The organism is Streptomyces sp. NPDC024017, from assembly GCF_040638895.1.
GTDB lineage: Bacteria > Actinomycetota > Actinomycetes > Streptomycetales > Streptomycetaceae > Streptomyces.
In genome coordinates, this window is the sequence record NZ_JBEZYZ010000016.1 from 85841 (window position 1) to 112083 (window position 26243).

The 26243-nt window shown below is 71.0% G+C and carries 23 protein-coding genes; 10 read left to right on the top strand and 13 right to left on the bottom strand.

The window, feature by feature from the left end:
* Nucleotides 1–2: 2 nt before the first annotated feature.
* The 3 genes from AB0G20_RS34765 to AB0G20_RS34775 form a co-directional block, all read right to left on the bottom strand.
* A complete protein-coding gene (locus AB0G20_RS34765; protein ID WP_361309509.1) occupies nt 3–497 on the bottom strand; it encodes a GNAT family N-acetyltransferase in 495 nt (164 codons plus the stop codon).
* Nucleotides 498–543: 46 nt separating this feature from the next.
* Entirely contained in the window at nt 544–1152 is a 609-nt protein-coding gene (locus tag AB0G20_RS34770) for a DUF1349 domain-containing protein (RefSeq protein WP_361309511.1), read from the bottom strand.
* Nucleotides 1153–1251: 99 nt separating this feature from the next.
* Nucleotides 1252–2781, bottom strand: a complete 1530-nt coding sequence (locus AB0G20_RS34775) for an aldehyde dehydrogenase (NADP(+)) (RefSeq protein ID WP_361309513.1) — start codon at nt 2779–2781, stop codon at nt 1252–1254.
* Between the two features lie 132 nt (nt 2782–2913).
* On the opposite strand from AB0G20_RS34775, the gene AB0G20_RS34780 reads away from it, so the two are divergent.
* The 6 genes from AB0G20_RS34780 to AB0G20_RS34805 all read left to right on the top strand — a co-directional run bounded on the left by AB0G20_RS34780 (nt 2914) and on the right by AB0G20_RS34805 (nt 8674).
* Nucleotides 2914–3687, top strand: a complete 774-nt coding sequence (locus AB0G20_RS34780) for an IclR family transcriptional regulator (RefSeq protein WP_031109054.1) — start codon at nt 2914–2916, stop codon at nt 3685–3687.
* A 3-nt stretch (nt 3688–3690) separates the two neighbouring features.
* Nucleotides 3691–4164 (top strand): GNAT family N-acetyltransferase, encoded by a 474-nt coding sequence (locus AB0G20_RS34785; RefSeq protein ID WP_361309515.1) that lies wholly within the window; start codon nt 3691–3693, stop codon nt 4162–4164.
* 81 nt (nt 4165–4245) lie between these two features.
* Nucleotides 4246–5253, top strand: a complete 1008-nt coding sequence (locus AB0G20_RS34790) for a hypothetical protein (protein ID WP_361309517.1) — start codon at nt 4246–4248, stop codon at nt 5251–5253.
* A complete protein-coding gene (locus AB0G20_RS34795) occupies nt 5250–6503 on the top strand; it encodes a histidine kinase (RefSeq protein WP_361309520.1) in 1254 nt (417 codons plus the stop codon). The genes AB0G20_RS34790 and AB0G20_RS34795 overlap by 4 nt, the downstream gene beginning before the upstream one ends.
* Complete coding sequence (locus AB0G20_RS34800; RefSeq protein WP_361309523.1) at nt 6500–7162, top strand: response regulator transcription factor; 663 nt, start codon at nt 6500–6502, stop codon at nt 7160–7162. The genes AB0G20_RS34795 and AB0G20_RS34800 overlap by 4 nt, the downstream gene beginning before the upstream one ends.
* Nucleotides 7163–7216: 54 nt before the next feature.
* A complete protein-coding gene (locus AB0G20_RS34805) occupies nt 7217–8674 on the top strand; it encodes a penicillin-binding transpeptidase domain-containing protein (RefSeq protein WP_361309525.1) in 1458 nt (485 codons plus the stop codon).
* A 93-nt stretch (nt 8675–8767) separates the two neighbouring features.
* Here AB0G20_RS34805 and AB0G20_RS34810 read toward each other — a convergent pair whose 3' ends face one another.
* Nucleotides 8768–10225 carry an NCS2 family permease gene (locus AB0G20_RS34810; protein WP_361309528.1) on the bottom strand — a complete coding sequence of 486 codons (1458 nt, stop codon included), beginning with the start codon at nt 10223–10225 and terminating at the stop codon, nt 8768–8770.
* A 271-nt stretch (nt 10226–10496) separates the two neighbouring features.
* On the opposite strand from AB0G20_RS34810, the gene AB0G20_RS34815 reads away from it, so the two are divergent.
* The 3 genes from AB0G20_RS34815 to AB0G20_RS34825 all read left to right on the top strand — a co-directional run bounded on the left by AB0G20_RS34815 (nt 10497) and on the right by AB0G20_RS34825 (nt 12860).
* Nucleotides 10497–11096: a SigE family RNA polymerase sigma factor gene (locus AB0G20_RS34815; RefSeq protein WP_361309531.1), complete on the top strand. Its 600-nt coding sequence runs from the start codon at nt 10497–10499 to the stop codon at nt 11094–11096.
* On the top strand, nt 11093–11941 hold the full coding sequence (locus AB0G20_RS34820) for a hypothetical protein (protein ID WP_361309534.1): 849 nt from the start codon (nt 11093–11095) through the stop codon (nt 11939–11941). The genes AB0G20_RS34815 and AB0G20_RS34820 overlap by 4 nt, the downstream gene beginning before the upstream one ends.
* 85 nt (nt 11942–12026) lie before the next feature.
* Complete coding sequence (locus AB0G20_RS34825; RefSeq protein ID WP_361309536.1) at nt 12027–12860, top strand: pectate lyase; 834 nt, start codon at nt 12027–12029, stop codon at nt 12858–12860.
* A gap of 218 nt (nt 12861–13078) precedes the next feature.
* Here AB0G20_RS34825 and AB0G20_RS34830 read toward each other — a convergent pair whose 3' ends face one another.
* Entirely contained in the window at nt 13079–14233 is a 1155-nt protein-coding gene (locus AB0G20_RS34830) for a right-handed parallel beta-helix repeat-containing protein (RefSeq protein WP_361309539.1), read from the bottom strand.
* Nucleotides 14234–14479: 246 nt separating this feature from the next.
* Between AB0G20_RS34830 and AB0G20_RS34835 the strand changes: the two genes are divergently transcribed.
* On the top strand, nt 14480–16696 hold the full coding sequence (locus tag AB0G20_RS34835; protein WP_361309542.1) for a family 43 glycosylhydrolase: 2217 nt from the start codon (nt 14480–14482) through the stop codon (nt 16694–16696).
* Nucleotides 16697–16734: 38 nt separating this feature from the next.
* Here the strand turns inward: AB0G20_RS34835 and AB0G20_RS34840 are convergent, their stop codons facing one another.
* From AB0G20_RS34840 to AB0G20_RS34875, 8 genes are all read right to left on the bottom strand, one after another.
* Nucleotides 16735–17847 (bottom strand): chondroitinase-B domain-containing protein, encoded by a 1113-nt coding sequence (locus tag AB0G20_RS34840; RefSeq protein WP_361309544.1) that lies wholly within the window; start codon nt 17845–17847, stop codon nt 16735–16737.
* Between the two features lie 36 nt (nt 17848–17883).
* On the bottom strand, nt 17884–19041 hold the full coding sequence (locus AB0G20_RS34845) for a dienelactone hydrolase family protein (protein ID WP_361309546.1): 1158 nt from the start codon (nt 19039–19041) through the stop codon (nt 17884–17886).
* Entirely contained in the window at nt 19028–20293 is a 1266-nt protein-coding gene (locus AB0G20_RS34850) for a pectate lyase (RefSeq protein ID WP_361309549.1), read from the bottom strand. Before AB0G20_RS34850 ends, AB0G20_RS34845 begins: the two co-directional genes overlap by 14 nt.
* Complete coding sequence (locus tag AB0G20_RS34855; protein WP_361309550.1) at nt 20286–21314, bottom strand: pectinesterase family protein; 1029 nt, start codon at nt 21312–21314, stop codon at nt 20286–20288. Before AB0G20_RS34855 ends, AB0G20_RS34850 begins: the two co-directional genes overlap by 8 nt.
* The gene (locus AB0G20_RS34860) at nt 21315–22445 is read right to left on the bottom strand and encodes a pectinesterase family protein (protein WP_361309553.1); all 1131 of its coding nucleotides are present in this window, start codon (nt 22443–22445) and stop codon (nt 21315–21317) included.
* 111 nt (nt 22446–22556) lie between these two features.
* Nucleotides 22557–23867, bottom strand: a complete 1311-nt coding sequence (locus AB0G20_RS34865; protein WP_361309555.1) for a pectate lyase — start codon at nt 23865–23867, stop codon at nt 22557–22559.
* A gap of 33 nt (nt 23868–23900) precedes the next feature.
* Nucleotides 23901–24698 (bottom strand): rhamnogalacturonan acetylesterase, encoded by a 798-nt coding sequence (locus AB0G20_RS34870; RefSeq protein ID WP_361309557.1) that lies wholly within the window; start codon nt 24696–24698, stop codon nt 23901–23903.
* A gap of 146 nt (nt 24699–24844) precedes the next feature.
* Nucleotides 24845–26206, bottom strand: a complete 1362-nt coding sequence (locus AB0G20_RS34875; protein WP_361309559.1) for a sugar ABC transporter substrate-binding protein — start codon at nt 26204–26206, stop codon at nt 24845–24847.
* Between the last annotated feature and the right edge of the window lie 37 nt (nt 26207–26243).

Consider the following 26243-nt stretch of genomic DNA (forward strand, 5'->3'; position numbering starts at 1 on the left):
CTTCATTCCCCGGCCAGGGCGAGCCGCATGCGCAGATGGTGATCCCCCGGCGCGGCCGGCTCCGGGACCCAGCCCTGCCGCCGGTAGAACGCCTGTGCCCGCCGGTTGTCGACGTGCACGTCGAGGACGGCCGTACGCCTGCCGTCGGCCTGCCACTCCTCCACGCACGCGGTGTGCAGGGCGGCGCCGACACCGCGACGCCAGTGCTCGGGGTCGACGTGGAACTGGAACAGCTTCACCGAGTCCGCCGGGGCGCCCTCAGGGGTGCGGAAGGAGGCGAGGCCGATGATGCGGCCCGCCTCCACGACGCACAGCACACGGCCGTCCGGCCGGGCGAGGGCGCCGCGCCAGGAGGCGGTCCAGTCCGTGCCGTCCTGCGGCAGCCCGTCGGGGTAGTACGTCGCCCTGGCCCGCGCGTGCAGCGCGACGACGTCCGCCACCTCGGCGGGCAGGACGGTACGGATCACACGGCCCGGAATCACTCGGTTGCTGATCATGGAACGGAGGACGAGACCGGGCCGGGACGCGGTTCCCGGCCCGCCCTCAGCTGCCGTCGCGCAGATCGTCCGGCCAGCTCGGCCTGAACTCGACGTGGTCGTACGTCACCACGCAGCCCTCGCCCATCGGGGACTGGGCCATGAAGCCGACCAGGGCCGCGCCGGTCTCCTTCTCGTCGCCGAGGGTGAACAGGCGGACGAAGGTCCAGCGTTCGCCGTCGCGGGAGGCGTGGAAGGCGAAGGCGCGGCCGGTGCGGCTGACCCGGAGCCAGACCGAACTGCCGTCCACCGTGAAGGAGTTGGTGTCGTCGGAGTGGCCCCGGGTTACCACGGTGCAGACGGTGGGGACGTCCGGGGAGTACTCCAGGCAGAGCTTGGCCCAGGCCCGCTCCCCCACGTGGACGTAGAGCACCCCGGCGTCGAAGGCCGCGCCGAACCCGACGGTGACCTTGGCGATCAGCTGGAAGTCCCCTTCGGGCGCCCCGAGCAGCCGGGGCGCGTCGGAAGCGGGGTCCAGCCCTTCCCCGGTGGGCGGCACGAACCGATCCTGCCGCGCCCCGGCCCAAGCGGTGAGCACACCGTCCTCGTAGGACCAATGGGCTTCGGGGCCATATGTGCGCAGACCGAAAGGAAGTTCGGGAAGTTCGAGATCCATTCGACCAAGTCTTTCAGGTCCGCCCCTCGGGGGCGCGGGGAACTGCGCGACAAGCCACAGCGAACCGCGAGTCGGCAACCCACCACGCCCCTACGGCGCTCAGCGCTCCAAACGCCCGTTGAACCTACGAGGCAGCCCCAAGGGGTTCTCGTCCCGCAGCTCCTGCGGCAGCAACGCCTCGGGGGCGTTCTGATAAGCGACCGGCCGCATCCACCGCTCGATCGCCGTCCCGCCCACCGACGTGGACGTCGACGTCGTGGCCGGGTACGGCCCGCCGTGGTGCTGAGCCGGCGCGACGGCGACACCCGTCGGCCAGCCGTTCACCAGCACCCGCCCGGCCAGCGGCGTCAGCTCCGCGAGGATCTCCGCGCCGCGGCCCTCGCCCGCCGCCTCCTCCTCGGACAGTTGCACCGTCGCCGTGAGGTTGCCCGGCAGTCGCGACAGCACCGACTTCACCTCGGTCTCGTCCTCGTAGCGGGCCACCACGGTGACCGGCCCGAAGCACTCCTCCAGGAGCAGGTCGTGCTCGCCCTCGGCGGCCAGCCTGCTCGCCGGCACCGTGAGGAAGCCCGCGCTGACCGTGTGCTCGCCGCCCGCGCCCGGGGTGACCGGGGACTCGACGTCGGGCAGCTCGGCCCGCTCGGCGACCCCGGCGACGAAGTTGTCGCGCATGCGGTGGTCGAGCAGGACCCCGGCGTCGGTGTCGCTGACGGCGTCGGTCAGGGACTTCAGCAGGGCGTCACCGGCGGCACCGGCCGGCGCGAGGACGAGGCCCGGCTTCACACAGAACTGGCCGACGCCCAGCGTCATCGAACCGGCGAGACCCGCGCCGATCGCCTCGGCCCGCTCGGCGGCCGCGGCCTCGGTGACGACGACCGGGTTCAGGGAGCCCAGCTCGCCGTGGAAGGGGATCGGGACGGGGCGGGCCGCCGCCGCGTCGAAGAGGGCACGGCCACCGCGCACGGAACCGGTGAAGCCGGCCGCCGCGACCAGCGGGTGCTTGATCAGCTCGACGCCCGCCTCGAAGCCGTGGACCAGGCCCACGACGCCCTCGGGGATGTCGTGCCGGGCGGCGGCGCGGCGCAGCACCTTGGCGACGTACTCGGACAGCGCCGGGTGGTCCGGGTGGGACTTGACGACGACGGGGCAGCCGGCCGCGAGGGCGCTCGCGGTGTCGCCGCCCGCGACCGAGAAGGCGAACGGGAAGTTCGACGCCGAGTAGACGGCGACGACGCCGAGCGGCACCTTGTAGCGGCGCAGGTCCGGGATCGGCGGGGTCGCGGTGTCGTCGGGGTGGTTGATGACGACGTCGAGGAAGGCGCCCTCGTCGACGATGTCCGCGAAGGCGCGCAGCTGGTAGCAGGTGCGGGCGAGCTCGCCGGTCAGCCGGACCGGGCCGAGCGCGGTCTCCGCGTCGGCGGCGTCGACGAGACCGTCCCTGGCCGCCTCCAGCTCGTCCGCGACGGTGCGCAGGAAGGCCGCGCGGACCGCGCGGTCGGCGAGGGCGCCGCGCGACTCGTGCGCGGCGCGGACGGCGACGTCCACCTCCTGGGCTGTGGCCTCCACCGCAACCTGCTCGCGCTGCTTCCCGGTTCGGGGGTCGACACTCCAGACTGGTGCTGCTGCCACCGCGGGTCCCTCCACACATGTAATGCCGCAGTACTGGGTCATCCACCAGGGGCGTTCGATATACTGAACGCTGTCTCTGATGATGAATATGCTGTGGAGACTATTTCGCGTCCAACGAAGGGGTCAAGGGCGATGTCGGCTGGCGAGACGGGCGGCGGGGCGCAGGTCAAGTCCGCGGTGCGAACGGTTGAACTGCTCGAATACTTCGCCGGACGCCCCGGCATGCACTCCCTCGCGGCGGTCCAGGAGGCCGTCGGGTATCCCAAGTCCAGCCTCTACATGCTGCTGCGCACCCTGGTCGAGCTGGGCTGGGTGGAGACGGACGCGACGGGCACGCGGTACGGCATCGGGGTGCGGGCCCTGCTGGTCGGCACGTCGTACATCGACGGCGACGAGGTCGTCGCGGCGGCCCGCCCGACCCTGGACCGGCTCTCGGACGACACGACCGAGACCATCCACCTCGCCCGCCTCGACGGCACGAACGTCGTCTACCTGGCCACCCGCCAGTCGCAGCACTACCTGCGCCCCTTCACCCGGGTCGGCCGCCGGCTGCCCGCGCACTCCACGTCCCTCGGCAAGGCGCTGCTGAGCACTTACTCGGACGAGCAGGTCCGCAAGATGCTCCCGGAGACGCTGCCCGCGCTGACCGAGCACACCATCACCGACCGGGAGAAGCTCATCGAGGAGCTGCGCCAGGTGCGGGAGCAGGGCTTCGCCGTGGACCGCGAGGAGAACACGCTGGGGCTGCGCTGCTTCGGCGTGGCGATCCCGTACCGCACCCCGGCGCGGGACGCGATCAGCTGCTCAGTGCCGGTGGCCCGGCTGACCCCGGCGCACGAACAGCTGGTGAAGGACGCGCTCTTCGACGCGCGGGACCGGCTGACACTGGCGACTCGTAGGCTCTGAGGCATGAACGTCGAGCTGCGCCAGGTCCACGACAGTGATCTGCCGGTCTTCTTCCGGCAGATGAACGACCCCGAGTCCTTGAGCATGGCGGCCTTCACCCCGGAGGATCCGGCCGACCGGGCCGCCTTCGACACCCGCTGGTCCCGGATGCGCTCCTCGCCCGATGTCGTCGTCCGTACGGTCCTGGCCGACGGCGACGTGGTCGGCAGCGCGGGGGTGTACGGGGTGCCGGGCGAGCGCGAGGTGACGTACTGGGTCGACCGCGCGTACTGGGGCAAGGGCATCGCCACGCAGGCGCTGCGGGCGCTGCTCGCCGAGGTGCCCGAGCGCCCGCTGTACGCGCGTGCGGCGTCGGACAACACGGGGTCGCTGCGCGTGCTGGAGAAGTGCGGGTTCCGCGTGGCGGCGGCGGCCCGGGGATATGCCCCGGCCCGGGGTGCCGAGATCGACGAGACGGTGCTCATCCTGGAGGACTGAGGGGCCTCTCCCCCGCCCGGCGGAGGCGGATCGTCGCCGGGCAGGAGGTGCCGGCGGCCTCCCCCGCGGGAGCCTGATCGCATGACGCAGTCGATTGCTCCCCCCGCCGCTCCCGGCCCCGCCGTCCGTGCCGGCCGCACGCGGCGGATCCTCCGTGCCGTCGCCGTCGTCTCCTGCGTGCCGTACCTCGCCCTCAAGGCCGCCTGGGTCGCCGGGAGTCACGTCGGGATACCCGAGGGCAGCTCGCTGCTCGACGACCGCCTCACGATGGCCGTGGTCAACGGTCTGTCGATGCTGCTGGACAGCGCGGTGATCGTGCTGGCGCTGGTGCTGACCCGGCCGTGGGGGCTGCGGGTGCCCGCGTGGCTGCCGGCGTTCCCGGTGTGGGTCGCGACCGGGCTGCTCGCGCCCATCATGGCCGGGTTCCCGGCGCAGCTGGTGGTGAGGGCGTTCGGCGGAGGCGGCGCCTCGTCCGCGGGCCGGGAGGCCTTCCTGGACGAGTGGGTGTTCGCCGTCGTGTACACCGGGTTCATCGCCCAAGGGCTCGCCCTGGGCGGCCTCTTCGTGCTCTACGCGCGGGACCGCTGGGGGCACCTGTGGCGCGGGCGGGTGTGGGACCTGCCCGTCGGTGCCGTCGGCCCGGCCCACCGGGCCCTCGCCGTGGCCGCCGCCGTGCTCGCCCTGCCGCCGCTCACGCTCCACGCCCTCTGGGCCTGCGGCGTCTCCGCCGGACTCAGCGAGGGCCGGGCGGCGGACCGGGGCGGTGAGTTCTACGTCCTGGAGGCCCTGTTCGTCGTGTTCCTCCTCGCGGCGGTCGCCGGTGCCGTGCTGCTGGCCTTCCGGCGCGGCCGGGCCCTGCCCGTGTCGGTCCCGCTCTCTCTCGCCTGGGTCGGCTCGGGTGCCGTGGCCTGCTGGGGCGGCTGGCTGTCGCTGGCCTCCGCCGGCGGGGTGGCGGACCTCGCCGACCGCCCCACGCCGCCGATGCACCTCGCCTACGCTGGGCAGATGCTCGTCGGCCTGCTCGTCGCCGCCCTCTGCGCCTACTTCTTCGCGGAGCGCTCGGCCAGGGCCGCGCGGCGGGCGGCGTGAGCACGGTCGCCCGGTCGCTGTTCGGCCGTCGGGCGCGCCTGCGCTGGATCCATCTGATCCTCGGTGGTGCGCTGGCCATGCCGTACGTCCTGGTCGGTTCGGTGGTGATCGGCCCGGTCACCGGCTCGGCGGACGTCTTCGGCTCCTTCCCCCTCCAGCTCGCCTCGTTCGGCGTGGGTCTGCCGCTCGCGGCCGTCACCTCGCTGTTCCCGCTGACCCGGCCGCTGGAATCGGCCGCCGTGCGCTGGCTGTGCGGTGTGGAGGCGGACCGGCTCGCCCTCGGGCCCGCACGGACGCGGGGCGAGAAGGGCCGTACGGCTGCCTGGTTCACGCTGCATCTCGGGTTCGGCGGGATCATCGCGGGGATGTCGCTGGCGCTGCCGCCGTTCGCCGCCGCGCTGATCGTGCTGCCGCTCCTCGCGGGGCTGCGCGGCGGCCGACTCGGTCTGCCCGAAGCCTTCGACCACACCTGGGTTCTGGCGCTCGCCCCGTTCGCGGGCGTGGCGTCGCTCGTCGCCCTCGCCGGCTGTGCGGCCGGCTGCGGTGCGCTGCTGGCCCGCTGGGCGCCCCCGCTGCTCGGCCCCACGCCCCGGGAGCGGCTCGCCGCAGCCGAGGCCCGCGCAGCCGACCTGGCCGTGCGCAACCGGCTGGCGCGGGAGCTGCACGACTCGGTCGGCCACGCCCTGAGCGCGGTCACGCTGCAGGCGAGTGCGGCCCGCCGGGTCCTCGACTCCGACCCGGAGTTCGTCCGCGAGGCCCTCGCGGCGATCGAGGACACGACCCGGCGCACGGTCGGTGAACTCGACGCCGTCCTGGGCGTGCTGCGCGAGGGCGACGCCCCGGGCACGGCGCCGGCGCCCACCCTCGCCGCCGACCTCGACGCACTGCTGAGGCGCACCCGGGCGGGCGGACAGCGCGTGCGGGCCACCGTGGAGGCCGACCCCGAGGCGCTGCCCCCGCTGCTGTCCCGCGAGGCCTACCGCATCGTGCAGGAGGGGCTGAGCAACGCCCTCAAGCACGCCGGTGAGCGGGCGGCCGTGGAGGTGCGGATCGCGGTGACGGGCGGGGAGCTGGAGATCACCGTGGAGAATCCGGTGACCGGCCCCGCTCCCTCCCGCACCGGTGGCGGCCACGGACTGCGGGGCATCGCGGACCGGGCCAGGCTGCTGGGCGGGACCGCGACGGCGGGCCCGACCGCGGCACAGACCTGGCGGCTGCACGCACGCCTGCCGATGAGAGGACCCGCATGACCCGCCCGGCCCCGATCCGTGTCGTCCTCGCCGACGACGAGCGCATGGTGCGCACCGCACTGCGCGCCATCCTCTCCGCCGAGCCGGACCTGGAGGTGGTGGGCGAGGCGGCCACCGGTGCCGAGGCGGTGTCGGTCGTGCGGGAGCTGCGGCCGGACGTCGTCCTCATGGACGTCCGGATGCCGGAGACCGACGGGATCCGTGCCACCGAGCAGATCCTCGCCACGCTGGACGAGCCGCCGCGGATCGTCGTCGTGACGACGTTCGAGAACGACTCCTACGTGTACGACGCGCTGCGGGCCGGAGCCGCCGGGTTCCTGCTGAAGCGGTCGGACGCCGACGCGCTCGTGCAGGCGGTGCGGCTGGTGGCGCGCAGCGACAGCCTGCTGTTCCCCGCGGCCGTCCGCACCCTCGCGACCGAGCACGCCCGGGCCCGCCCGGCGCCGCCCGCGTGGGTGGCGAAGCTCACGGGCCGCGAGCGGGAGGTGCTGCGGCTCATGGCGCAGGGGCTGACCAACGCGGAGATCGCCCGCCGGATGGAGGTCGGCCCGGCCACGGTGAAATCGCACGTCGCGGCGGTCCTGGCCAAGACGGGCACCCGGGACCGTACGCAGGCGGTGATCGCCGCGTACGAAGCGGGCTTTCTGAACGCCGGATGAGAATACGGACGGACGGGAACGATCCGCCCGCCGTGGTTCGTCCTCCTGTGCGGAATGAACAAGACGATCAGGCGCGCCTCGGTCTTCGCGCTGCTCCTGGTGTTGGCTCTGCTGGTCAGGGCGACCTGGGTGCAGTTCTACGAGGGCCGGGCGCTGGCAGACGACAAGGACAACCGGCGGAACGCGATCGAGACGTACTCGGCGCCGCTCGGCAACATCATCGTGGGCGGCCGGTCGGTCACCGGCTCGGCGCCGACGAAGACGGGCGACCTCAGGTACAAGCGGACGTACACCGACGGCGCGTTGTACGCGGCGGTGACGGGTTACGCGTCGCAGGCGTACGCCCCGACCCAGTTGGAGGGCATCTACACCGACCTGCTCAACGGCACGGACAGCCGGCTGAAGTCCGTGATGGACACGCTCACCAACCAGCGGGCCGAGCCGGGCAACGTGGTCACGACCATCGACCCGGACGTGCAGAAGGCGGCCTACGAGGCGCTCGGCGACAAGAAGGGCGGTGCCGTCGCCGTCGACCCGAAGACCGGGAAGATCCTCGCGGTCGTGTCGACGCCGTCGTACAACCCCTCCTCGCTGACCGACGCCAACACCGCGGGGGCGGCCTGGCAGAAGCTCACGTCCGACCCGGAGAAGCCGCTGGTCAACCGTGCGCTGCGGCAGCCGCTGCCGCCCGGTTCGACGTTCAAGCTGGTCGTGGCGGCGGCCGCGCTGGAGGACGGGCTGTACTCGTCGGTGGACGAGAAGACGGACAGCCCGGACCCGTACACGCTGCCGGGCACCAGCCGGGACCTGACGAACGAGAACCCGAACGCGCCCTGCACGAACGCGACCATCCGCACGGCGCTGGAGTACTCGTGCAACAACGTCTTCGCGAAGATGGCCGTGAAGCTGGGCCAGGACAAGGTGAAGGCGATGGCCGAGAAGTTCGGCTTCAACGACGACAAGCTGGACGTGCCGGTCCGGGCCTACACCAGCGCGTACCCGTCGGACATGGACCCGTCGCAGACGGCCCTGACGGGCATCGGCCAGTTCGACGTCACCGCGACGCCGCTGCAGATGGCCATGGTGTCGGCGGCCATCGCCAACGGCGGCAAGCTGGTGTCGCCTCACATGGTCTCGCAGGTCACCGACAACGGCGGTGATGTGCTGGAGGACTACGACGACCAGGCGGGCACGAAGGAGATCGTCAGCTCCTCGACCGCCGAGCAGCTGCAGTCGGCGATGGAGACGGTCGTGAACAAGGGCACGGGCACGAACGCCCAGGTCCCCGGCGCCACCGTGGGCGGCAAGACGGGTACGGCCCAGCACGGCGAGAACAACAGCCAGGTGCCGTACGCCTGGTTCACCTCGTACGGCAAGTCCGACTCGTCGGGCAAGGAGGTCGCCGTGGCGGTCATGGTCGAGCAGTCGAACGCCGCCCGCTCGGAGGTCAGCGGCAACGGCCTGGCGGCGCCGGTCGCCAAGGCCATGATGCAAGCCGCGCTCAAGGACTGAACCTCAGCCGCCGACAATCCGTCTGTACAGACGAGACGGGCCGCCCCCTTCCCCCCGGGGGCGGCCCGTCCTCGTGTCACCGCACGCCCGGTGTCACTTCGCTCCCAGGAGCTGCTCGATCGGGTCGATCGCGAAGTACACGAGGAACAGCGCCGAGGTCCCCCACAGCAGCCAGTGGACCTCCTTCGCCCGGCCGAGCACGGTCTTGATGACGACGTAGGCGAGGAAGCCGGCCCCGATGCCGTTGGTGATGGAGTAGGTGAACGGCATCACGGCGATGGTGAGGAACGCGGGGATGGCGATGTCGTAGCGGTCCCAGTCGATGTGCTTGACCTGGGTCATCATCAGGAAGCCGACGGCGACCAGGGCCGGGGCGGCGGCCTGGAGCGGGACGATGGTGAGCAGCGGGGTCAGGAACAGCGCGAGGCCGAACAGGCCACCGGTGACGAGGTTGGAGAAGCCGGTGCGCGAGCCCTCGCCGACACCGGCCGCGGACTCGATGTAGGAGGTCGCGGAGGAGGCGGAGGCGGCGCCGCCCGCGACGGCGGCGGCACCGTCGATGAGCAGCACCCGGCCGAGGTTGGGGACCTTGCCGTCCTCGTCCAGCAGGCCGGCCTCGGCGCTGATGCCGACGACGGTGCCCATGGTGTCGAAGAAGTCGGACAGGATCAGCGTGAAGATCAGCAGGACGACGGTGATGACGCCGACGCCGGGGGCGCTGAAGGCGCCGAACAGGTCGAAGTCGCCGATGAGCCCGAAGTCGGGGGCGTCGACGAGCTGGTCCGGCCAGGACGGTGTGGTCAGGCCCCAGCTCTTGATGTCGGCTGTGGAGTTGATCACGATCGCCAGCGCGGTCATGGTGACGATGCTGATCAGGATGGCGCCCTTGACCTTGCGGGCGAGCAGCCCGATCGTCAGCAGCACGCCGAGGCAGAAGACGAGCATCGGCCAGCCGACGAGGGTGCCGGTGCCGCCCAGCTGAACGGGCACGGTGGTGTTCGCGGCGTCCGGGATGCGGCTGACGAAGCCGGCGTCGACGAAGCCGATGAAGGCGATGAACAGGCCGATGCCGACGCTGATCGCCTGCTTGAGCGGCTGGGGTATCGCGTGCATGACGGCCTCGCGCAGACCGGTCACCACCAGCACGCAGATCAGCAGGCCTTCGAGGACGATCAGGCCCATCGCGTCGTCCCAGCTCATCAGCGGGGCGATCTGGAAGGCGACCACGGCGTTCAGGCCGAGTCCGGCGGCCAGCGCGAGGGGCAGGTTGCCGCCCACGCCCATGATGATCGTCATGACCGCGGCCACCAGGGCGGTGGCGGTGGTGAGCTGGACGGCGTCCAGCTGGTGCCCGAACTTGTCCCTGGCGCTGCCCAGGATGATGGGATTCAGGACAAGGATGTAGGCCATCGTGAAGAACGTGGCGAAGCCGCCGCGAATCTCCCGGCCGAAGGTGGAGCCCCGCTCGGAGATCCGGAAGAACCGGTCGACGCTGTTCGCCGGGGGCTCCTTGACGGGAGGCCGGTCGGTGGCCTGCTGCGGTTCGGACATGGCGCGTGCTCCTGGATGTCTGGGTGATCGGTGTGCGGATGCTGGCCGGATTGTGCCTGCCGCGAACCCTGTTCAGGTTTTCTCCGTGTTACGGAATCAGAGTCCGGCCTGCCATACGCCGTTCGAAGCCCCGTACGAACCGTTCGACGATCGCTGCTACGCTTCCCGATCTCGTCCGGGCCTCCCCCGGACAATCACATGTCATCTACATGACAGCCACAGGGCGCCCCGGCCGGGAGCGCCCGTAGCCGCTGCGAGGAGAGGTCGCCCCGTGGGCACAGTCGTCGACGACGCCGCCTCCGTGGAGTTCCACGCCTTCTTCGAGCGCCACTACGCCGAACTGTCCCGCCTCGCCTACCTGCTGACGGGCGAGTCGGACGCCGCCGACGATCTGGCGGCGGACGCGTTGCTGGCGCTGTGGCACCGCTGGGACCGGGTGCGCGCGGCCGACCATCCGGCGGCGTACGCGCGCGGGGTGGTCGCCAATCTGGCCCGTACCCGCATCCGCAGCGCGGTGCGCGAGCGGCGGCGCATCGCCCTGTTCTGGTCGCAGCGCGAGGAGAACACCGAGAACCCGGACGTCGCGGGCGTGGTCGACGTGCAGGAGGCGCTGCGCAGGCTGCCGTTCCGCAAGCGGGCCTGTGTGGTGCTGCGGCACGCGTTCGACCTGTCGGAGAAGGACACCGCCCTGGCGCTGGGCGTGTCGGTGGGTACGGTGAAGAGCCAGACCTCGAAGGGAATGGCCGAACTCCAGCGGTTGCTGGGGGTGCAGGGAGTGCCGCAGCGGATGCACGCGGCGCTGGGCGCTCCCCGCTGCTCGCCCGCCGTGGAGGGCGTGCGCACCGGTGAGGGCGGAGGGAGGGACCGATGACCATGCGGCGGGACGTGCACGAGGAGCTGCGCACACGGCTGCACGAGGCGGCCGGGGCGCACGAGCCCGACCGGGAGCGCATGCTGGCCCGGCTCGAGCGCGGCATGGCCGGGCCGGCCGGTTCCGGCCACCGGGCGACGCGTCCGCCGGTGTTCGGCTGGATGCGGGTGGCCGGTGCGACGGCCGCGGTCGCCGGCGTTCTGGCGGTGGGCGGTTACGCGGTGGCGTCCGCGGTGAAGGACGAAGCCGCACCTCAGCAGCAGGAAGTGGCGACGTCGCCGACGCCCACGCCGTCCCCGGACGCGACGAGCCGGGCCCCCGTGCCTCCGCCTCCGGTGGAGCCGGCACCGAGCCGGTCGCCGGAGCGCCGCGAGTCCAGCCCCCCGCCCTCGGGGACGCCGAGCGCCCCGGCCGCCGGGCGGCCGCCCGCCACCGAGGACGGGCCGTTGTGGTCGGACGGCTCGGTCGACCCGCACAGCAACGAGTTCTGGGCGCAGAGCAACGTCACCCTCAAGACCCGCGAGCAACTGACCGCGCTGACCGTGCGGCTGAAGGTCGTCCAGAGCGGCGGGGTCTCCGACTCGGGCGCCTGGCGCTCCCTGCCCGAGAACGACTTCACCCTCACGGTCGCCGAGCAGGACGGCTTCCTCGTCTACACCTGGACCCTCAAGGCGGGCCGTACGGTCCCGGCGGGCGAGTGGGTGTTCGCCGGGCAGTTCGACCATGCCCGCGGCGGCCGCGACGCGGGCGAGGACCGCTACGAGGTGACGGCCACCGCCGGTTCGCGGCAGCTGTCGGTGGGCGGCGATTTCGCGGCGGTCGACGACGGCGACGGCGACTCGTGAAAAATTTCTGAAGAGGCGGCAACCCTTTCCTCATCGGTGGCGACCACTAAGCGCAAGAACCACCCCCCATCTGAGGAATCGGTACATGACTGCACCAGCAGAACAGCGCGTCCGTCACCGCCGCAGCGTCACCAAGCGGCGGGCGGTGATCGCCGCGGTGTCCGCGTTCGGGATCACGGGTGCGGCGATCGTCACCACGTCGATGCTGTCGACGGCGGGCGCGGCGTCCTCCTGGCCCACGGACAAGGGCAAGACGCCCGTGTCGAAGACCATCCCGGTCTCCGGGGTGCGCGACGGCGGGATGAAGATGTTCTACGGCGCCGGCGCGCTCGGCGGCGGCAGCCAGGACGAGGGGCAGGCCCCGCTCTTCGAGCTGGCCGACGGCGCGGTCCTCAAGAACGTCATCATCGGCACCCCGGCGGCGGACGGCGTGCACTGCAAGGGCAGCTGCACGCTGCAGAACGTCTGGTGGACGGACGTCGGCGAGGACGCGGCCAGCTTCAAGGGCAAGTCCTCGTCCGCCGTGTACAAGGTGATCGGCGGCGGCGCGAAGAACGCCGACGACAAGGTGCTGCAGTTCAACGGCGCCGGCACGCTGAACGTGTCGGGCTTCCAGGTGCAGAACGCCGGCAAGCTGGTCCGCTCCTGCGGCAACTGCAAGACGCAGCACAAGCGCACGATCGTGCTCAGCGACATCGACGTGACGGCGCCGATGAACTCGATCGTCGGCGTGAACGCCAACCTCGGCGACACGGCGACGCTGTCGAAGATCCGCATCCACGGCGACAGCAAGAAGAAGATCAAGACGTGTGTGCGCTTCGAGGGCAACAACACCGGCAAGGAGCCCAAGGAGCTGACGCCGCCCGGTCCGGACGGCAAGAGCTGCAAGTTCAAGGCCTCCGACATCAGCTACCAGTAGGCCCTGCCCCCCTGTGACTCCGGTTGGCCCTGGTCCCCCCTTGGGCCGGCCGGACGCCGGATGTCCGGCCCCCCAGTCGGACGTCCCGGCACCTCGGCCCTCCGGAGCCCCCCTCCGGACGGCCGGACGGTACCGGCCGAGCCCCCCTCGGCCGGTCGGCAAGACGCCCCCGCCGTTTCGCACCGGCGGGGGCGTCGCCTTTCCGCCCTGGGCAGGCCCTAGTCCATCGTCGAGCCGATGGTCGTGGAGCCGGTCGTCAGGAACGTCGTCGCGGGCAGGGAGCCGTCCGCCCGGCGGGCTCCGTACGCGCCGGTCGCGTCCGTCGATCTGAAGGGCGGCGTGGCGATACCGCTGTCCCAGTTGTTGCCGGCTGAGACCGTCGCGGAGCCGCGCTTGACCGCTCCGCCCTTGTCGCCGACGGCGAGGTTCCTGCCGAGGCGGGCCGTGCCGGTCGCGAAGTAGAACCCGCTCTCGGCGTTGGCGTACGCGGTGTTGCGGTTCAGGGCGATGGCGCCGGAGTTGGAGTTCTCGGTGAACCCGTGCAGCGTGTTGTCCCAGGCCGCGTTGTTGTTGACGACGTGGGCGACGGACGCGCCCCCGCCGCCCAGCTTGAAGCCGTTGCCGTTGCCCTCGAAGGCCGCGTCGTTCCAGCGGTTCTCGCCGTTGCCGAAGGCCCAGGAGTGCTCGATGGTGACCGGCGAGGAGAACTGCCACAGGTCGAGGCCGTCGTCGGAGTTGTTGTACAGCCGGGCTCCGATGATCCTGTTCCCGGTCCCCGAGCCGAACTTGACGGCGATGCCGTCGGCGTTCTGGCCGTGCCCGGCCGGGTCGTAGTTGCCGTGACTGTCCAGGTTCTCCACGAGGTTGCCGGTGGTGCCGTCGCCGCGCAGGGTGAAGCCGGAGTCGCCGTTGTCCGCGGTGACGAGGTTCCTGAAGATGCCGCCGACGGAGGACGTGGCGACGAAACCCTGGGCCGGGGAGTTGACGAAGGCCAGGTCCTGGACGGTCCAGTGGTCGCCGTGGATCCCGGCCAGCCAGGAGCCGGCGGGCAGCTTGGACCCGTCGATGCGCACCTTCTCACCGGCGTACGCCCGCAGGGTGATGGGCGCGGAACTGGTGCCGTTCGCGGTGGACTTGAGGGTGGCGGACGGATGGTAGGTGCCGCCGCGGACCTGGATCGTGGTGCCGGCGGTGGCCTTCTTCACGGCCTCTTCGAGCTGGGCGGCGGTGGAGACGGTGACCGTGGTCGAGGCGGCCTGCGCGCCGCCGCTCGACAGTCCGAGGTAGACGCCGCCGGCCCCCGCGGCACAGGCCACGGCTGCGGCGATGGAGAGCGTACGGGTCCTGCGATGACGTCCGGTGCTCGGCAGCACGGAGCGTTCCTTTCCTAGGGGATCGATGACGGAAACGGCTCGGAGGGGCCCGCTCCGGCCCGTTTCCGTCCACCAGTCGCCGCCGCGCCGGAAAGGGTTGCCGCTGTGACGTGCGCCGGAGATCTCGATGTTCCGAAAGTTTCGGAACCACCGGCCTCACGCGGACCCGTTGACGCCCTGCGCCCCTCCGGTGAAACTCCGAAGGCCTCATCCAACAGAATCCCCCACACTCCGACAGGAAGTGTCATGCGCCCCCGCATCGCCCGCACGCTCCTGCTCCCCTTCCTGGCCCTGACCGGCCTCCTTCTGGCCCTCCTCACCGCACCGCCCAGCACCGCAGACCCCGGAGCCCCACCCGTGAAGCAGAGCAAGTACGCCGGCTACCTCTTCGCCTACTTCACCGGCGAGGGAACCGCCGACGGCGAGCAGATCCGCTACGCCCTCAGCCGGGGCAACAACGCGCTGCACTGGCGTGAGCTGAACGCCGGCAAGCCGGTCCTGACGTCGACGATCGGCGAGAAGGGGCTGCGCGACCCGTTCGTGATCCGCTCCCCGAAGGGCGACAAGTTCTACCTGATCGCCACCGACCTGAGGATGTACCAGAACTCCAGCGGCAGCTGGGACGACGTCCAGCGGCACGGCAGCAAGTCGATCATGGTCTGGGAGTCCACCGACCTGGTCCACTGGACCGACCAGCGCCTGGTGAAGGTCTCCCCGGACAGCGCGGGCAACACCTGGGCCCCGGAGGCCTACTGGGACGACAAGCTCGGAGAGTACGTCGTCTTCTGGGCGTCGAAGCTGTACGCCGACGACGACCCGGACCACAAGGGCGACACGTACAACAAGATGATGTACGCGACCACCAAGGACTTCCGGACCTTCAGCGAGCCGAAGGTCTGGAACGACCCCGGCTACTCGGTCATCGACTCCACGGTCGTGCAGTACAAGGACGAGTACTACCGCTACACCAAGGACGAGCGGGACCCCAGCTCCTCCAGCCCGTGCTCGAAGTTCATCACCGGGGAGAAGTCCACCTCCCTGACCTCGACGAAGTACGACCTCGTGGCCGACTGCATCGGCAAGGGCGCGATGGACCGCGGTGAGGGCCCGACGGTGTTCAAGTCGAACACCGAGAAGAAGTGGTACCTGTTCATCGACGAGTACGGCGGCCGCGGCTACGTGCCCTTCGAGACCACCGACCTCGCCTCCGGCAAGTGGACCCCGTCGGTGAACTACCAGCTCCCGGCGAGCCCCCGGCACGGCACCGTCCTGCCGGTGACCCAGAAGGAGTACGACCGCCTGCTGGCCGCCTACCCGGCCGGCTCCACCTCGGTCGTGGACGCGACGGCGAAGCACCAGAAGGGCTGGTCGATCGTCACGGACAGTGCCTCGAAGGTCGTCCTGCCCATGCAGCCGGACGCCGATCTGCGGGACCTCGCCCCGAAGCTGTGGGTGGGCGAGGGCGCGAAGCTGAGCCCGAAGTCCGGCACCCGCCGTGACTTCCGCAAGCCGCAGAAGTACACGGTGACGGCCGCCGACGGGACGAAGCGCACCTGGACGGTCGAGGCGGTCCGCACGCGCAGCCCGCTCCTGCCGGGCCTGAACGCCGACCCCGACGTGCACTACCTGAACGGCCGGTACTGGATCTATCCGACGACGGACGGCTTCCAGGGCTGGAGCGGCACCAAGTTCAAGGCGTACTCGTCGAAGGACCTGGTCCACTGGAAGGACCACGGCGTCATCGTCGACCTCGGGCCGGACGTGAGCTGGGCCGACAAGAACGCCTGGGCGCCCGCGATCGCCGAGCGAAACGGCAAGTACTACTTCTACTTCTGCGCCGAGCAGCAGATCGGCGTGGCCGTTGCGGACTCCCCCGCAGGCCCCTTCAAGGACGCGCTCGGCAAGCCGCTGGTCGCCAAGGGCGGATCGCTGAAGGGCCAGATGATCGACCCGGCGGTCTTCACGGACGACGACGGTCAGGCCTACCTGTACTGGGGCAACGGGCACGGGTACGTGGTGCCGCTCAACGACGACATGGTGTCCTTCGACGCGTCGAAGGTGAAGGACATCACCCCGGACAACTTCCGCGAGGGCTCCTTCGTGATCAAGCGGAAGGGCACGTACTACTTCATGTGGTCGGAGGACGACACCCGCAGCGAGAACTACCACGTGGCGTACGCGACGGGACCGTCCCCGCTCGGCCCGTGGACCAAGCGCGGGACGATCCTTCAGAAGCGGCCCGAGTACGGCATCCTCGGCACCGGCCACCACTCGGTGGTGAACACCCCCGGCACCGACGACTGGTACGCCGTCTACCACCGCTTCGCCCTCAACGGCCCCGGTCTGCCGGGCGGCGACGGCATGCACCGCGAGACCACCGTCGACCGCATGGAGTTCGCGGCCGACGGCACGATCCTGCCGGTGACACCGACGCTGGAGGGGATCGAGCCGGTACGGCGGTGACACCGCCGGGCCCCGGCTGAGAGCGCAGGCCGGGTTCGTCAGTCCATCGTCGCTCCGATGGTGGTGCTGCCCGTGGTCAGGAACGTGGTCACGGGCAGCGCGCCGCTGGACTGGCGGGCGTTGTAGGTCGTCGAGGCGTTGGTGGACCGGAAGGCCGGGGTCGCGATCCCGGAGTCCCAGTTGTTGCCGGCCGACACGACCGACGAGCCCTTGCTGACCGATCCCCCGCCGTTGCTCACGGCGAGGTTCTTGCCGAGCCGCGCCGAGCCGGTCGCGAAGTAGTAGCCCCACTTGGCGTTGGCGTACGCCGTGGTCCGGTTGACGACGATGGCGCCCTTGTTGCTGTTCTCCGTGAAGCCGTTGCCGGCGTTGTCCCAGGCGGCCGAGTTGTTGAGGACGTGGGCGACCACCTCCCCGTCACCGCCGAGTTTGTAGCCGTTGCCGTCGCCCGTGAAGGCGGAGTCGCTCCAGCGGTTCTTGCCGTTGCCGAACGCCCAGGTGTGCTCGACGGTGACCGGCGAGGAGAACGACCAGAAGTCGAGGCCGTCGTCGGAGTTGTTGTACAGCCGGGCCCCGGTGATGAGGTTGCCTGTGCCGGAGCCGAACTTCACGGCGATGCCGTCCGCGTTCTCGCCGTGCGTGGCCGCGTCGTAGTGGCCGTAGGAGTCGATGTTCCGCACGGTGTTGTTCACGGTGCCGTCGCCGGTGAGCGTGAAGCCGGAGTCGCCGCCGTCGATGGTCTTGATGTTGTTCCAGTTGGTGCCGGTGCAGGACTGGCAGACGACCGCGCTGTCCGGGGAGTTCTGGAAGGTGATCTTCGAGACGTTCCAGTAGTCGGCGGTGAGCTTGAAGATCCAGTCGCCGTCGGGCAGGTTCGAGCCGTCGATCTTGACGGTCTCCGAGCCGTACGCGGTGAGCGTGACCGGCGACGAGGACGTGCCGTTGGCCGTGGTCTGGAGGGTGGCCGTCGGGTAGTAGGTGCCACCGCGCACCTGGATGACGGTCCCCGGTGTGGCGTTCTTGATCGCGTTGGCCAGGTCGGTCGAGTTGCTGACGACCACGGTGGCGGCCTGGGCCTGGGTGGGGAGCACGGCGAGGCCGGTGCCCAGGGTGAGGGCCGCCAGGGCGGCGAGTGCGGTACGACGAGACATGGGAGAGCGGTTCCTTTCTCGTACGGGGGGGGTCGTTCACAGGACGGAGTCGAGCCAGCCGAAGACCTCGTCCTGCATGGGCTCGGTGAAGACGTGGCCGAGCTCCGGCCAGGTGCTCAGCCGCAGCCGGTCCTCGGCGCGGCGGGACCGCCAGACGGCGCGCAGCTTGTCGTGGGCGACGCGTACGCCTGCTGCGGGGAACAGCCGGTCGAGCCCGCCGTTGAGGAAGAGCATCGGTTTCGGTGCGGCGATGCTCGCCACGTCGGGGATGTCGAGATGCCGGGCGAGCCCCGGGTGGAGCATGTAGTACGCCGACTGCCCGCGCAGCGTGTTGTTGCCGGGCACCATCATGTCCTTCAGGCCGGTCATCCAGCACACGCTCGCGGCGGCCGCGACATGGTCGTCCAGGGCGGCGGTCTGCCAGGCGCGGTAGGCGCCCATGGAGAAGCCGACGGCCGCTACCCGCCTGGCGTCCACCCGGTCGAGCCCCGCCAGGAAGGCGGCGGCCCGCTGGTCCTCCCGGGCCATGAGCCCGGCGAGCGAGGAGCCGAGGTGGTAGAGGTTGGAGGCGAGGGCCTGCTGCTGCTCGTAGGCGAGCGGCCCGCGATCACCCCAGCCGAGCGCGTCCAGGCACAGCACCACGTAGCCGCGCCGGGCCAGTTCGTCGCCGACGAACCGCCCGCTGAAGTACGTGTCGGCCCACGCCCGGGCGGAGGCGAGGCGCGTGTCGTCGTACCAGGGCCGGACGAGCTTCTCCTTGCCGATGTCGAACCTGGCACCGTGGTCGTGCAGGAGGAGCACGGCGGGGAAGGGGCCGTCGCCGTGCGGGGTGAGCAGGGCGCCGCGGACCCGTTCGTAACGGGTGAGGGAGACGGTCACCAACTCGCGGGTGAAGTCGGGCTCTTGAGCCCGGCCGGTGAACTCCGGCGCGTACGGTGTCCCGTCCTGCCGCTCGACCAGGAGGTGCTCCTCGACCGTGGCCCGGGCGGCACGCCGCCAGGCGCGGAAGTCACGGATCGGGGACTTCCCCCAGGCCAGCGGAAAGGTCAGGGCGTTCTTCAGCGCCGGGTGGAAGTCGGGCAGCGGGCCGTCCACGACCGCCGCCTCCGCCCCGCTCACCGCTCCCCCGCCCAGCAGCGCCGTCCCCGCCCCGACCACGAACGTCCGTCGCCCCAGCGCTTCATGCGCGTCCATGCGGCCTCCCGGCTCCGGCGTGCCGCAGTACGTACCGCTCGACCGCCGCCGGGGAGGTCAGGGCACGGTAGTCGTACACGTCGGCGGGGTCCCAGCCGACGTCGTTCCCGAGACCGAGGCCCCTCGCCACGGCGTTCAGGCGGGCGGGCCGGCCGTTGAACCAGGAGCCGGTGTCGTGGAACTCCTCGCCCCCGTAGGCCGCGACGGCGAGCGACGGCTCTCCCCCGGGGTGGCGGAAGACGTTGCGCTCGGAGAAGACGGCGGACTCCACGCCGACGCCCAGGGCGTACAACGGTGCCCGCCCCCGGTGGACGTTGTTGACGACGTGCACCTGCCCGAAGCGGACCCGCGGGGCGCGCTGCGCGATGCCGGTGAACAGGTTGCGGGCGAAGGTCACCTTGAGATGCCCCCGGTCGCGGTCGCCGCGCCCGTCGCCCGACCCGACGAGGATCGCCTTGTCGTGATCCTCGAACCGGCTGTCGGAGACGGTGACGAAGTCGGAGCCGTCCTCGATGTCCAGCAGCCCGTCGTGCCGCTGCACACGCTCGCCGTGGAAGCCGAGGGGAGCCGCGCGGTCCGGGAAGCGGCCGTCGGTGAAGGTGCAGTGGTCGATCCAGATGTTCCGGCCGGTGATCACGGTCAGCGCGTCGAAACGGGCGTTCCAGTTGCCCCGGGTGCCGTCGTCCGGGGACCAGCTGGTGAAGTGGTCGACGGGCGCCTCCAGACGCAGGTTGCGCAGGATGATGTTGCTGCCGGTGTTGACGGTGAGGAACACCCCGAGCAGCCGGGCGTCGCGGCCCACGCCGACGAGGGTGGTGTTGCTCGGCACGGTGAGCTGGATCTGCGCCTTCTCGTTGTTCGACCCGGTCTGGCGCAGCTGCCGCTGCTTTCTGCAGTGGTCGTATCGGGTGTCGGACCAGGCGGATCCGTCCTCGCCGAAGCAGGACATGTAGCGGCCGAGGTCGTATCCGGGCGCGTAGTCCTGCTCGCCGAGCAGGGAACCGTCGTCGCTCTCGTGGCCGTCGACGGCGCCGACGACCCGGATCACCTTGGGCGCGTTCGGCTCGCCGTCGTTCGCGAGCGCGGCCTTGAGCTCGACGCGTGTGTCCACCGTCCAGGTCCGGCCGCCCGCCCCGCCGGTGGTGCCGGGGCCGGTCGAGGCCCAGCCGGTGGGGGCGCGTTCGGCGGCGGAGGCCGGTGCGGCCGGCCAGAGCAGGCAGAGGCCGAGGAGGAGCGCGGCGGCCCTACGCATACGGCCGCCAGTCGCCGAGGTAGGTCTCCCTGGTGTGCGACCGGGCCTGCGCGACGCTCAGCCGGGGCCGGTTCTCGGGGACATGGACCGCCGCGCCCGGCCCCGTGTTCCGGTACTCGGCGAACCGCATGCTCTGCCAGGGGTGGGCCTCCCGCATGTTCGTGTACGGGGCCACCGCGTCGATACCGGGCCCGATCCGGGTCTCCCGCACGACCAGCGACGGCCACGCCGTGGTCTCGTACGACGGCACCCAGGGCCGGGCCAGCTTGTACGCCGCGTCCTCCGCGCCGGAGGTGATCCGGCAGCGCACGGCGAGGATGCCGTGCGGGTTCGCCCGGGCCGTGGAGGGGGCGAAGACCATGCCCTTGGGCGTGAAGTCCACGTCCCGCGCCAGCGTGCGGAAGTGACAGTGCTCGAACACGGCCGTGGCCCGCCCGAAGACGAAGTCCACGTCGCCCTCGATGTAGCAGTCGCGGAAGTACTGCCGATCGAAGGTGTCCAGGGCGCCGGTCTCGACGAAGAGGGTGTCCTGATGGGCCAAGAGCCGGACGTTCTCGAAAAGGGTCCGGTCGCCGTACGTGTACGCCGCGACGGCCTGCGTCCCGGTGATGCCGGGGTGGTCGGCACGCAGCCAGTCGTTGGCCAGGGTCAGGTCGCGGACGGTCAGCCCGGGGGCCGCGGAGGTGAAGGTCGCGGAGCCTGCCGTGCCGTAGGTGCCCGAGCCGTCCGGCCTGGGCGTGCCATTGGCGTTGCCGAACACGATGACGGCGTCACGCGGGTCCCGGGTGGCGCCCCTGAGGGTCAGCCCCTCCTTCCCCGCCGGGACGCTGACGACCTCGCGGTACGTCCCCGGGTGCACGACTACGGTCCAGCCGGAGCCGTCCACGGCGTCCACGGCGGCCTGGACGGAGTCACCGGGGCGGACGTGCAGGACGCGGCGGCCTGCCGCGGCGAAGGCGGGTGCGGCGCCCGCGGCGACCAGCCCGGCGGTGATTCCGGTGAGCAGGGTGCGCCGGTGCACTCAGCACACCTCCTTCCACGGCTCCCAGTCGCCGAGCCAGGCGGCGCGGGTCGCGGACCGGGCCTGCCGGGAGGTGAGCTGGGGCCGGTTCTCCGGGACCGTGATCGTGGCCCCCGGGCCGGTGTTGCCGTACTCGGCGAAGCGCTGCTCCTGCCAGGGATACGAGTCCGACATGGAGGCGTAGGGCGCGACCGCGTCGATGCCCGGGCCGAGCCGGGTGTCCCGCACGACGAGCATGGGTCGGGCGGTGGTGTCGGAGCTGGGCACCCAGGGCCGGGCCAGCTTGTAGTAGCCGTCGGGTGCCTCGCTGCCGACGCGGCTGCGGGTCACCAAGTAGCCGAGCGGATTGGCACCGGCGGTCGACGGCGCGAAGACGAACCCGTAGGGGGCGCCGGCCACGTCGGTCCGCGTCAGGGTCCGGAAGTGGCACTGCTCGAAGACGGCGGTGGCCCGGCCGAAGACGAAGTCGACGTCACCCTCCGCGTAGCAGTGGGCGAAGTACTGGCGGGCGAAGGTGCCGAGGGCCATGGAGTCGGCGTACAGGGTGTCCTGGTGGCCGAGGAAGCGGCAGTGGTGGAAGGCGGAGCGGTCGCCCTGGACCTTGAGGGCGACGGCCTGGGTGCCGGTGATGTCGGGGTGGTCGGCCCGCAGCCAGTCGTTGGCGAAGGTGATCCGGCGGGCGGTGAACCCGTCGGCCTGCACCGTGGTGGTGGCCGAGCCGGTGGTGCCGTGGGTGCCGCCGCCGGGCTTGGGGGTTCCGGCCGCGTTGTCGTACACGATCACGACGTCACGGGGGTTCTCGCTCGCCCCGATCCAGGTCATCTCGGTACGGGCGCGGTCGACGGCGACCGTCTCCCGGTAGGTGCCCGGCGCGATGACCAGCGTGTATCCGCTGCCTCCGGCGGCGGCCACGGCATCGCGGACGGTGGTGAAGTCACCGGCGCCGCCCGGGTGGACGTACAAGGTCCGGGGATCGCGGCGCGCGGCGGGCGATCCGTACCGGCCGAACGGCCGCGACCGGGTACCGGCCCGCGCGGGGCCGGGGGCGAGGCCGAGGAGGGTGCCCGCCGCGGCGCTCGCGGCGAGGAACCCCCGGCGGGAGAGGGGGGAATGGTCGGGCTGCGAGAGCATACGGCCGCTCCTTCGCGGTGGGGCGGGTGCGGAGGGGAAGTGGCCGGGGCGGGCGCACCCCGGGGCGGGGGTGCGATGCGGGCCGCCCCGGCCGGTTCGGGGCTGGTCGGGTCAGCAGAGGCGGCCGGCGCCCGCCCGTGCGTCGACGATGCCCGGGACGGCCTTCGCCGGGTCGACGTCCGCGCGCAGGGTCGGCGTCCAGCCGGCGCCCGACTGGAGCGTCTCCCCGGGGATCTCCGCGTTGTGCACGGCGATCAGGTCGACCGCCTTGCCGTTGACGAGGTTGGAACCCGCGGTGACCGGCGCCTCGTTCCACTTCTTGAGGATCTTCGCCGGGCTGATGCCCTGGGCCAGCGTGAACGCGTTGTGCTCGGCGACGAGCCGGGACTCCTTGCCGATGCCGTAGACGTAGCCCCACTTCTGGCCCTTGGTGACCACGAAGTGGTTGTTGTACGAGTCGACCTGCCCGAACCGCACCCGCGGCGCCCGCTCGACGATGCCCTCGAAGCGGTTGTGGTGCAGCGTGACCTTCAGCTTCCCCGTGTCGTCGGCGGTGGCGCTGTCGCTGTTGCCGATCAGCATGGTCTTGTCGTGGTCCTTGAACGAGTTCCAGGACACGGTGACGTGGTCGGAGCCGCGCACGACGTCGAGCAGCCCGTCGTGCTGCTGGTAGGTCTTGCCGAAGTAGGACGGCAGCGCGCTGTCGGGGTAGCGGCCGTCGGTCAGCGTGTTGTGGTCGACCCACACGTGGGTGGAGCCGTACACCACGATCCCGTCGTACTCGCTGTTCCAGGCGCCGGTCTTGTTGTCGTCGGTCGGGTCCCACTGCGGGAAGCAGTCGATCGGGGCCTCGAAGGCGAGGTTGCGGACGATGACGTTGTCCACGCCCCTGATCTGCAGGCTGCCGCCGCGGATCCCGGAGCCCTTGCCCACGCCCACGATGGTGGTGTTGGCGGGCACGCTCGCCTTGATGGTCTTGTCCTGCGCGGCGGCCGACGCGGCCCGCAGGTCCTCCTGTTCACCGCTGACCGGCTTGTCGTGGCCCCAGACGGCGGGGTCGTAGGCGGCGAGGTACTTCTGGAAGTCGTACCCCGCGGCCGCGAACGCGTCGCAGCCCTGGGAGACGGCGTCGATGACGCCCTTGACCTTGATGATCCTGGGCGCGGACCCGCCGTCCTTCAGGGCGGCCCGGAACTGCTCCCAGGTGGTGACGGTGTAGACGTGCTGCGCGTCGGCGCTCGCTCCGCCGGTGGTGCCGGTGCCGTGGGAGCCCCATCCGTCGCCGGCGCCGAGGGTCTGGCGCGCGATGTCCCGGGGCTGGGCCTGGGCGCCGGTGCCGCTCAGGGACAGCACGAGCGCGGTGCAGCCGATGAGCACGGCGGCCCTCGCCATGGCATGATCATGACACTTCTGTGCGTTCATGGTGCGGCTCTCTTCCTTCTTCGTCGGGGGGTGTTACGCGGCGGACTCCGGCCAGGTGATCCAGGACTCGGGAATCCGCTCGTCCAGCCGCCGCACATCTCGCGGCCCGAGCACCCGGGTACGCAGCAGCTCCCGCGCCACGAGCCGGGCCACCTCGATGGCCCCGGGCGGGTTGAAGTGCGTGTTGTCCTGCTCGGTCGCCGTCCAGTTGAAGTACTTCTTGGTCTCCTCGACGCCGAGCCGCTGCCACAGGGCGAGCGACAGCGCCTGGACGTCGAGCAGCGCGACCCGCTCCTCGGCGGCGAGGGCCCGCATGGCCGCCGGGTACTCCCCGTGCGTCGGCAGGGCCTTCCCGGCGGCGTCGAACCGCCGGCGCTCCACGGAGGTGGCGAGCACCGGCCGCGCCCCACGGGCCCGGGCGCCGTCGAGGTACATCCGCAGATACTCCTGATACGTCGACCAGGGCTCGGTGTACCGGGTGGGGTCCTCCGCCTTCTCGTCGTTGTGGGCGAACTGCACGAGAAGCAGGTCCCCGGGCCGGATCACGGAGAGAATCCCCTTCAGCCGCCCCTCGTCGACGAAACTCTTCGAACTCCGCCCGTTCACGGCGTGATTGGAGACGGCGAGCCGGGAGGTCTGCAAAAAGAAGGGGAAAGCCATTCCCCAGCCGGTCTCGGGCGCGGCGTTCCTGTACTTCTGGGCGGCGGTGGAATCACCGGCGATGTAGAGCGTGGGCGTACGACGGCCGGTGGCGTGAGCGGTCCCGGCCATGGAGAACGCCAACGGCACGGTGGCCGCGGCTACAGCAACCTGTCTACGACTCAGAGACACGCGAAGTTCCTATCTAGGGGGCGGTGTTTGTCCTACCTCAGGGGCGCGGGGCTGTATCGATATGCGGCTCCGCCGCGTGGGCGCGACAAGCCACGGGACGGCCCGCAGCCTGCGAACCACAGGCCGCCCCACGGCGAAATCCAGAACTACCCGTTCTGCTGGTTCCACTCCTCCTGCGCGGCGTTCAACTGCTCAGCCATCGTGTCCAGGAATTCCTTCGCGCTCATCTTCCCCAGCAGGACCTTCTGGAAGTTCGGCTCGTTGTCCGCCTTGGAAATCGTGTTCCAGTCCGGCAGGTAGTACGGCAGCTGCACAATCGTCGTCGACCCGTCCGACAACGCGTCAGCGGCCAGCTTCGTGGGCTCGGCCTTCGAAATCCACGCGTCCTTCGCCGCGTCCGTGTTCGACGGCACCTGCCCCGCCGCCTCGTTGAACTTGGAGTTCTCCGCCTTGGACGTGGCGAACTCGATGAACTTCCAGGCGGCGTCCTTGTTCTTGCCGCTCTTGAACAGCCCCAGCCCGTCCACCGGGTTGGACACCTGCACCCGCTTGCCGGAAGAGCCGACCGGTTGCGGAATGCCCCGGAACTTCTCGACCCCGAGCGCCTTCACATGGTCCTGGTACGACCCGAGATTGTGGTTCAGCATCCCGATCGTGCCGGAGTCCCACTGCGCGACCATCTTCGTGAAGTCGTTGTTGAGGTCGGCGGCCGGAGTGACCTTCTTGTACAGCGCCGCGTACTTCTCCAGCGCCGCCACGTTCTTGGGGTCGTTGACCGTGGTCTTCTCACCACTGGAGTCCCAGAACGACGTGATGCCGGACTGCCCGTACATGGCGTCCAGCGCCTGGGCGATGGAACCCGAACCACCGCGAATGGTGTAGCCGAACTCGTTCTTGCCCGATTTCGTCAGCTTCTGAGCGGCCTTGTAGAACCGATCCCACGTCGTGGGCTCTTCGAGCCCCGCCTTCTTGAACAGATCGGTGCGGTAGTACAGCACACCGTTGTTCGCGGAGGTCGGGATCGAGTACAGCTTGTCGTCCCCGCCGCCGGCGGCCTTCAGCGATTCGACCATGTCCTTGTTGAGCTTGCCGTTCAGCGACGACTTCTCGAGCCGCTCGTCGAGCGGTTCCAGCGCGCCCTGCGCGGCGAACCCCGCCAGCATCGCCGCGCCCACGCCGCCGACGTCCGGCAGGCCTCCGCCCTGGAGGGCGGTGTCGACCTTGGACTGGTACTCGGTCGAGGCGATCCCGACGTACTCGACCTTGATGTCGGGGTTGGCCTTCTCGAAGTCGGCGATGACCTCCTTCCAGATCTCGGTGCGGACACCGCCGTTGTTGTCCCAGAAGACGATCTTGCCCTTGCCGCTTCCGTCGGCGCCCTTGTCGCCGCCCGCCCCGCTGCCGTCGTCGCCGCAGGCGGTCGCGGTCAGCGCGAGCACGGCCCCCAGGGCGACGGCGGCCGAGGTCCGGCGCCCGCCTCTGCTGCTGGTGCGATTGCTGATCTTCATTGGTCGGCTCTCTTCTTCTGGATCCAGCGGAACTTGA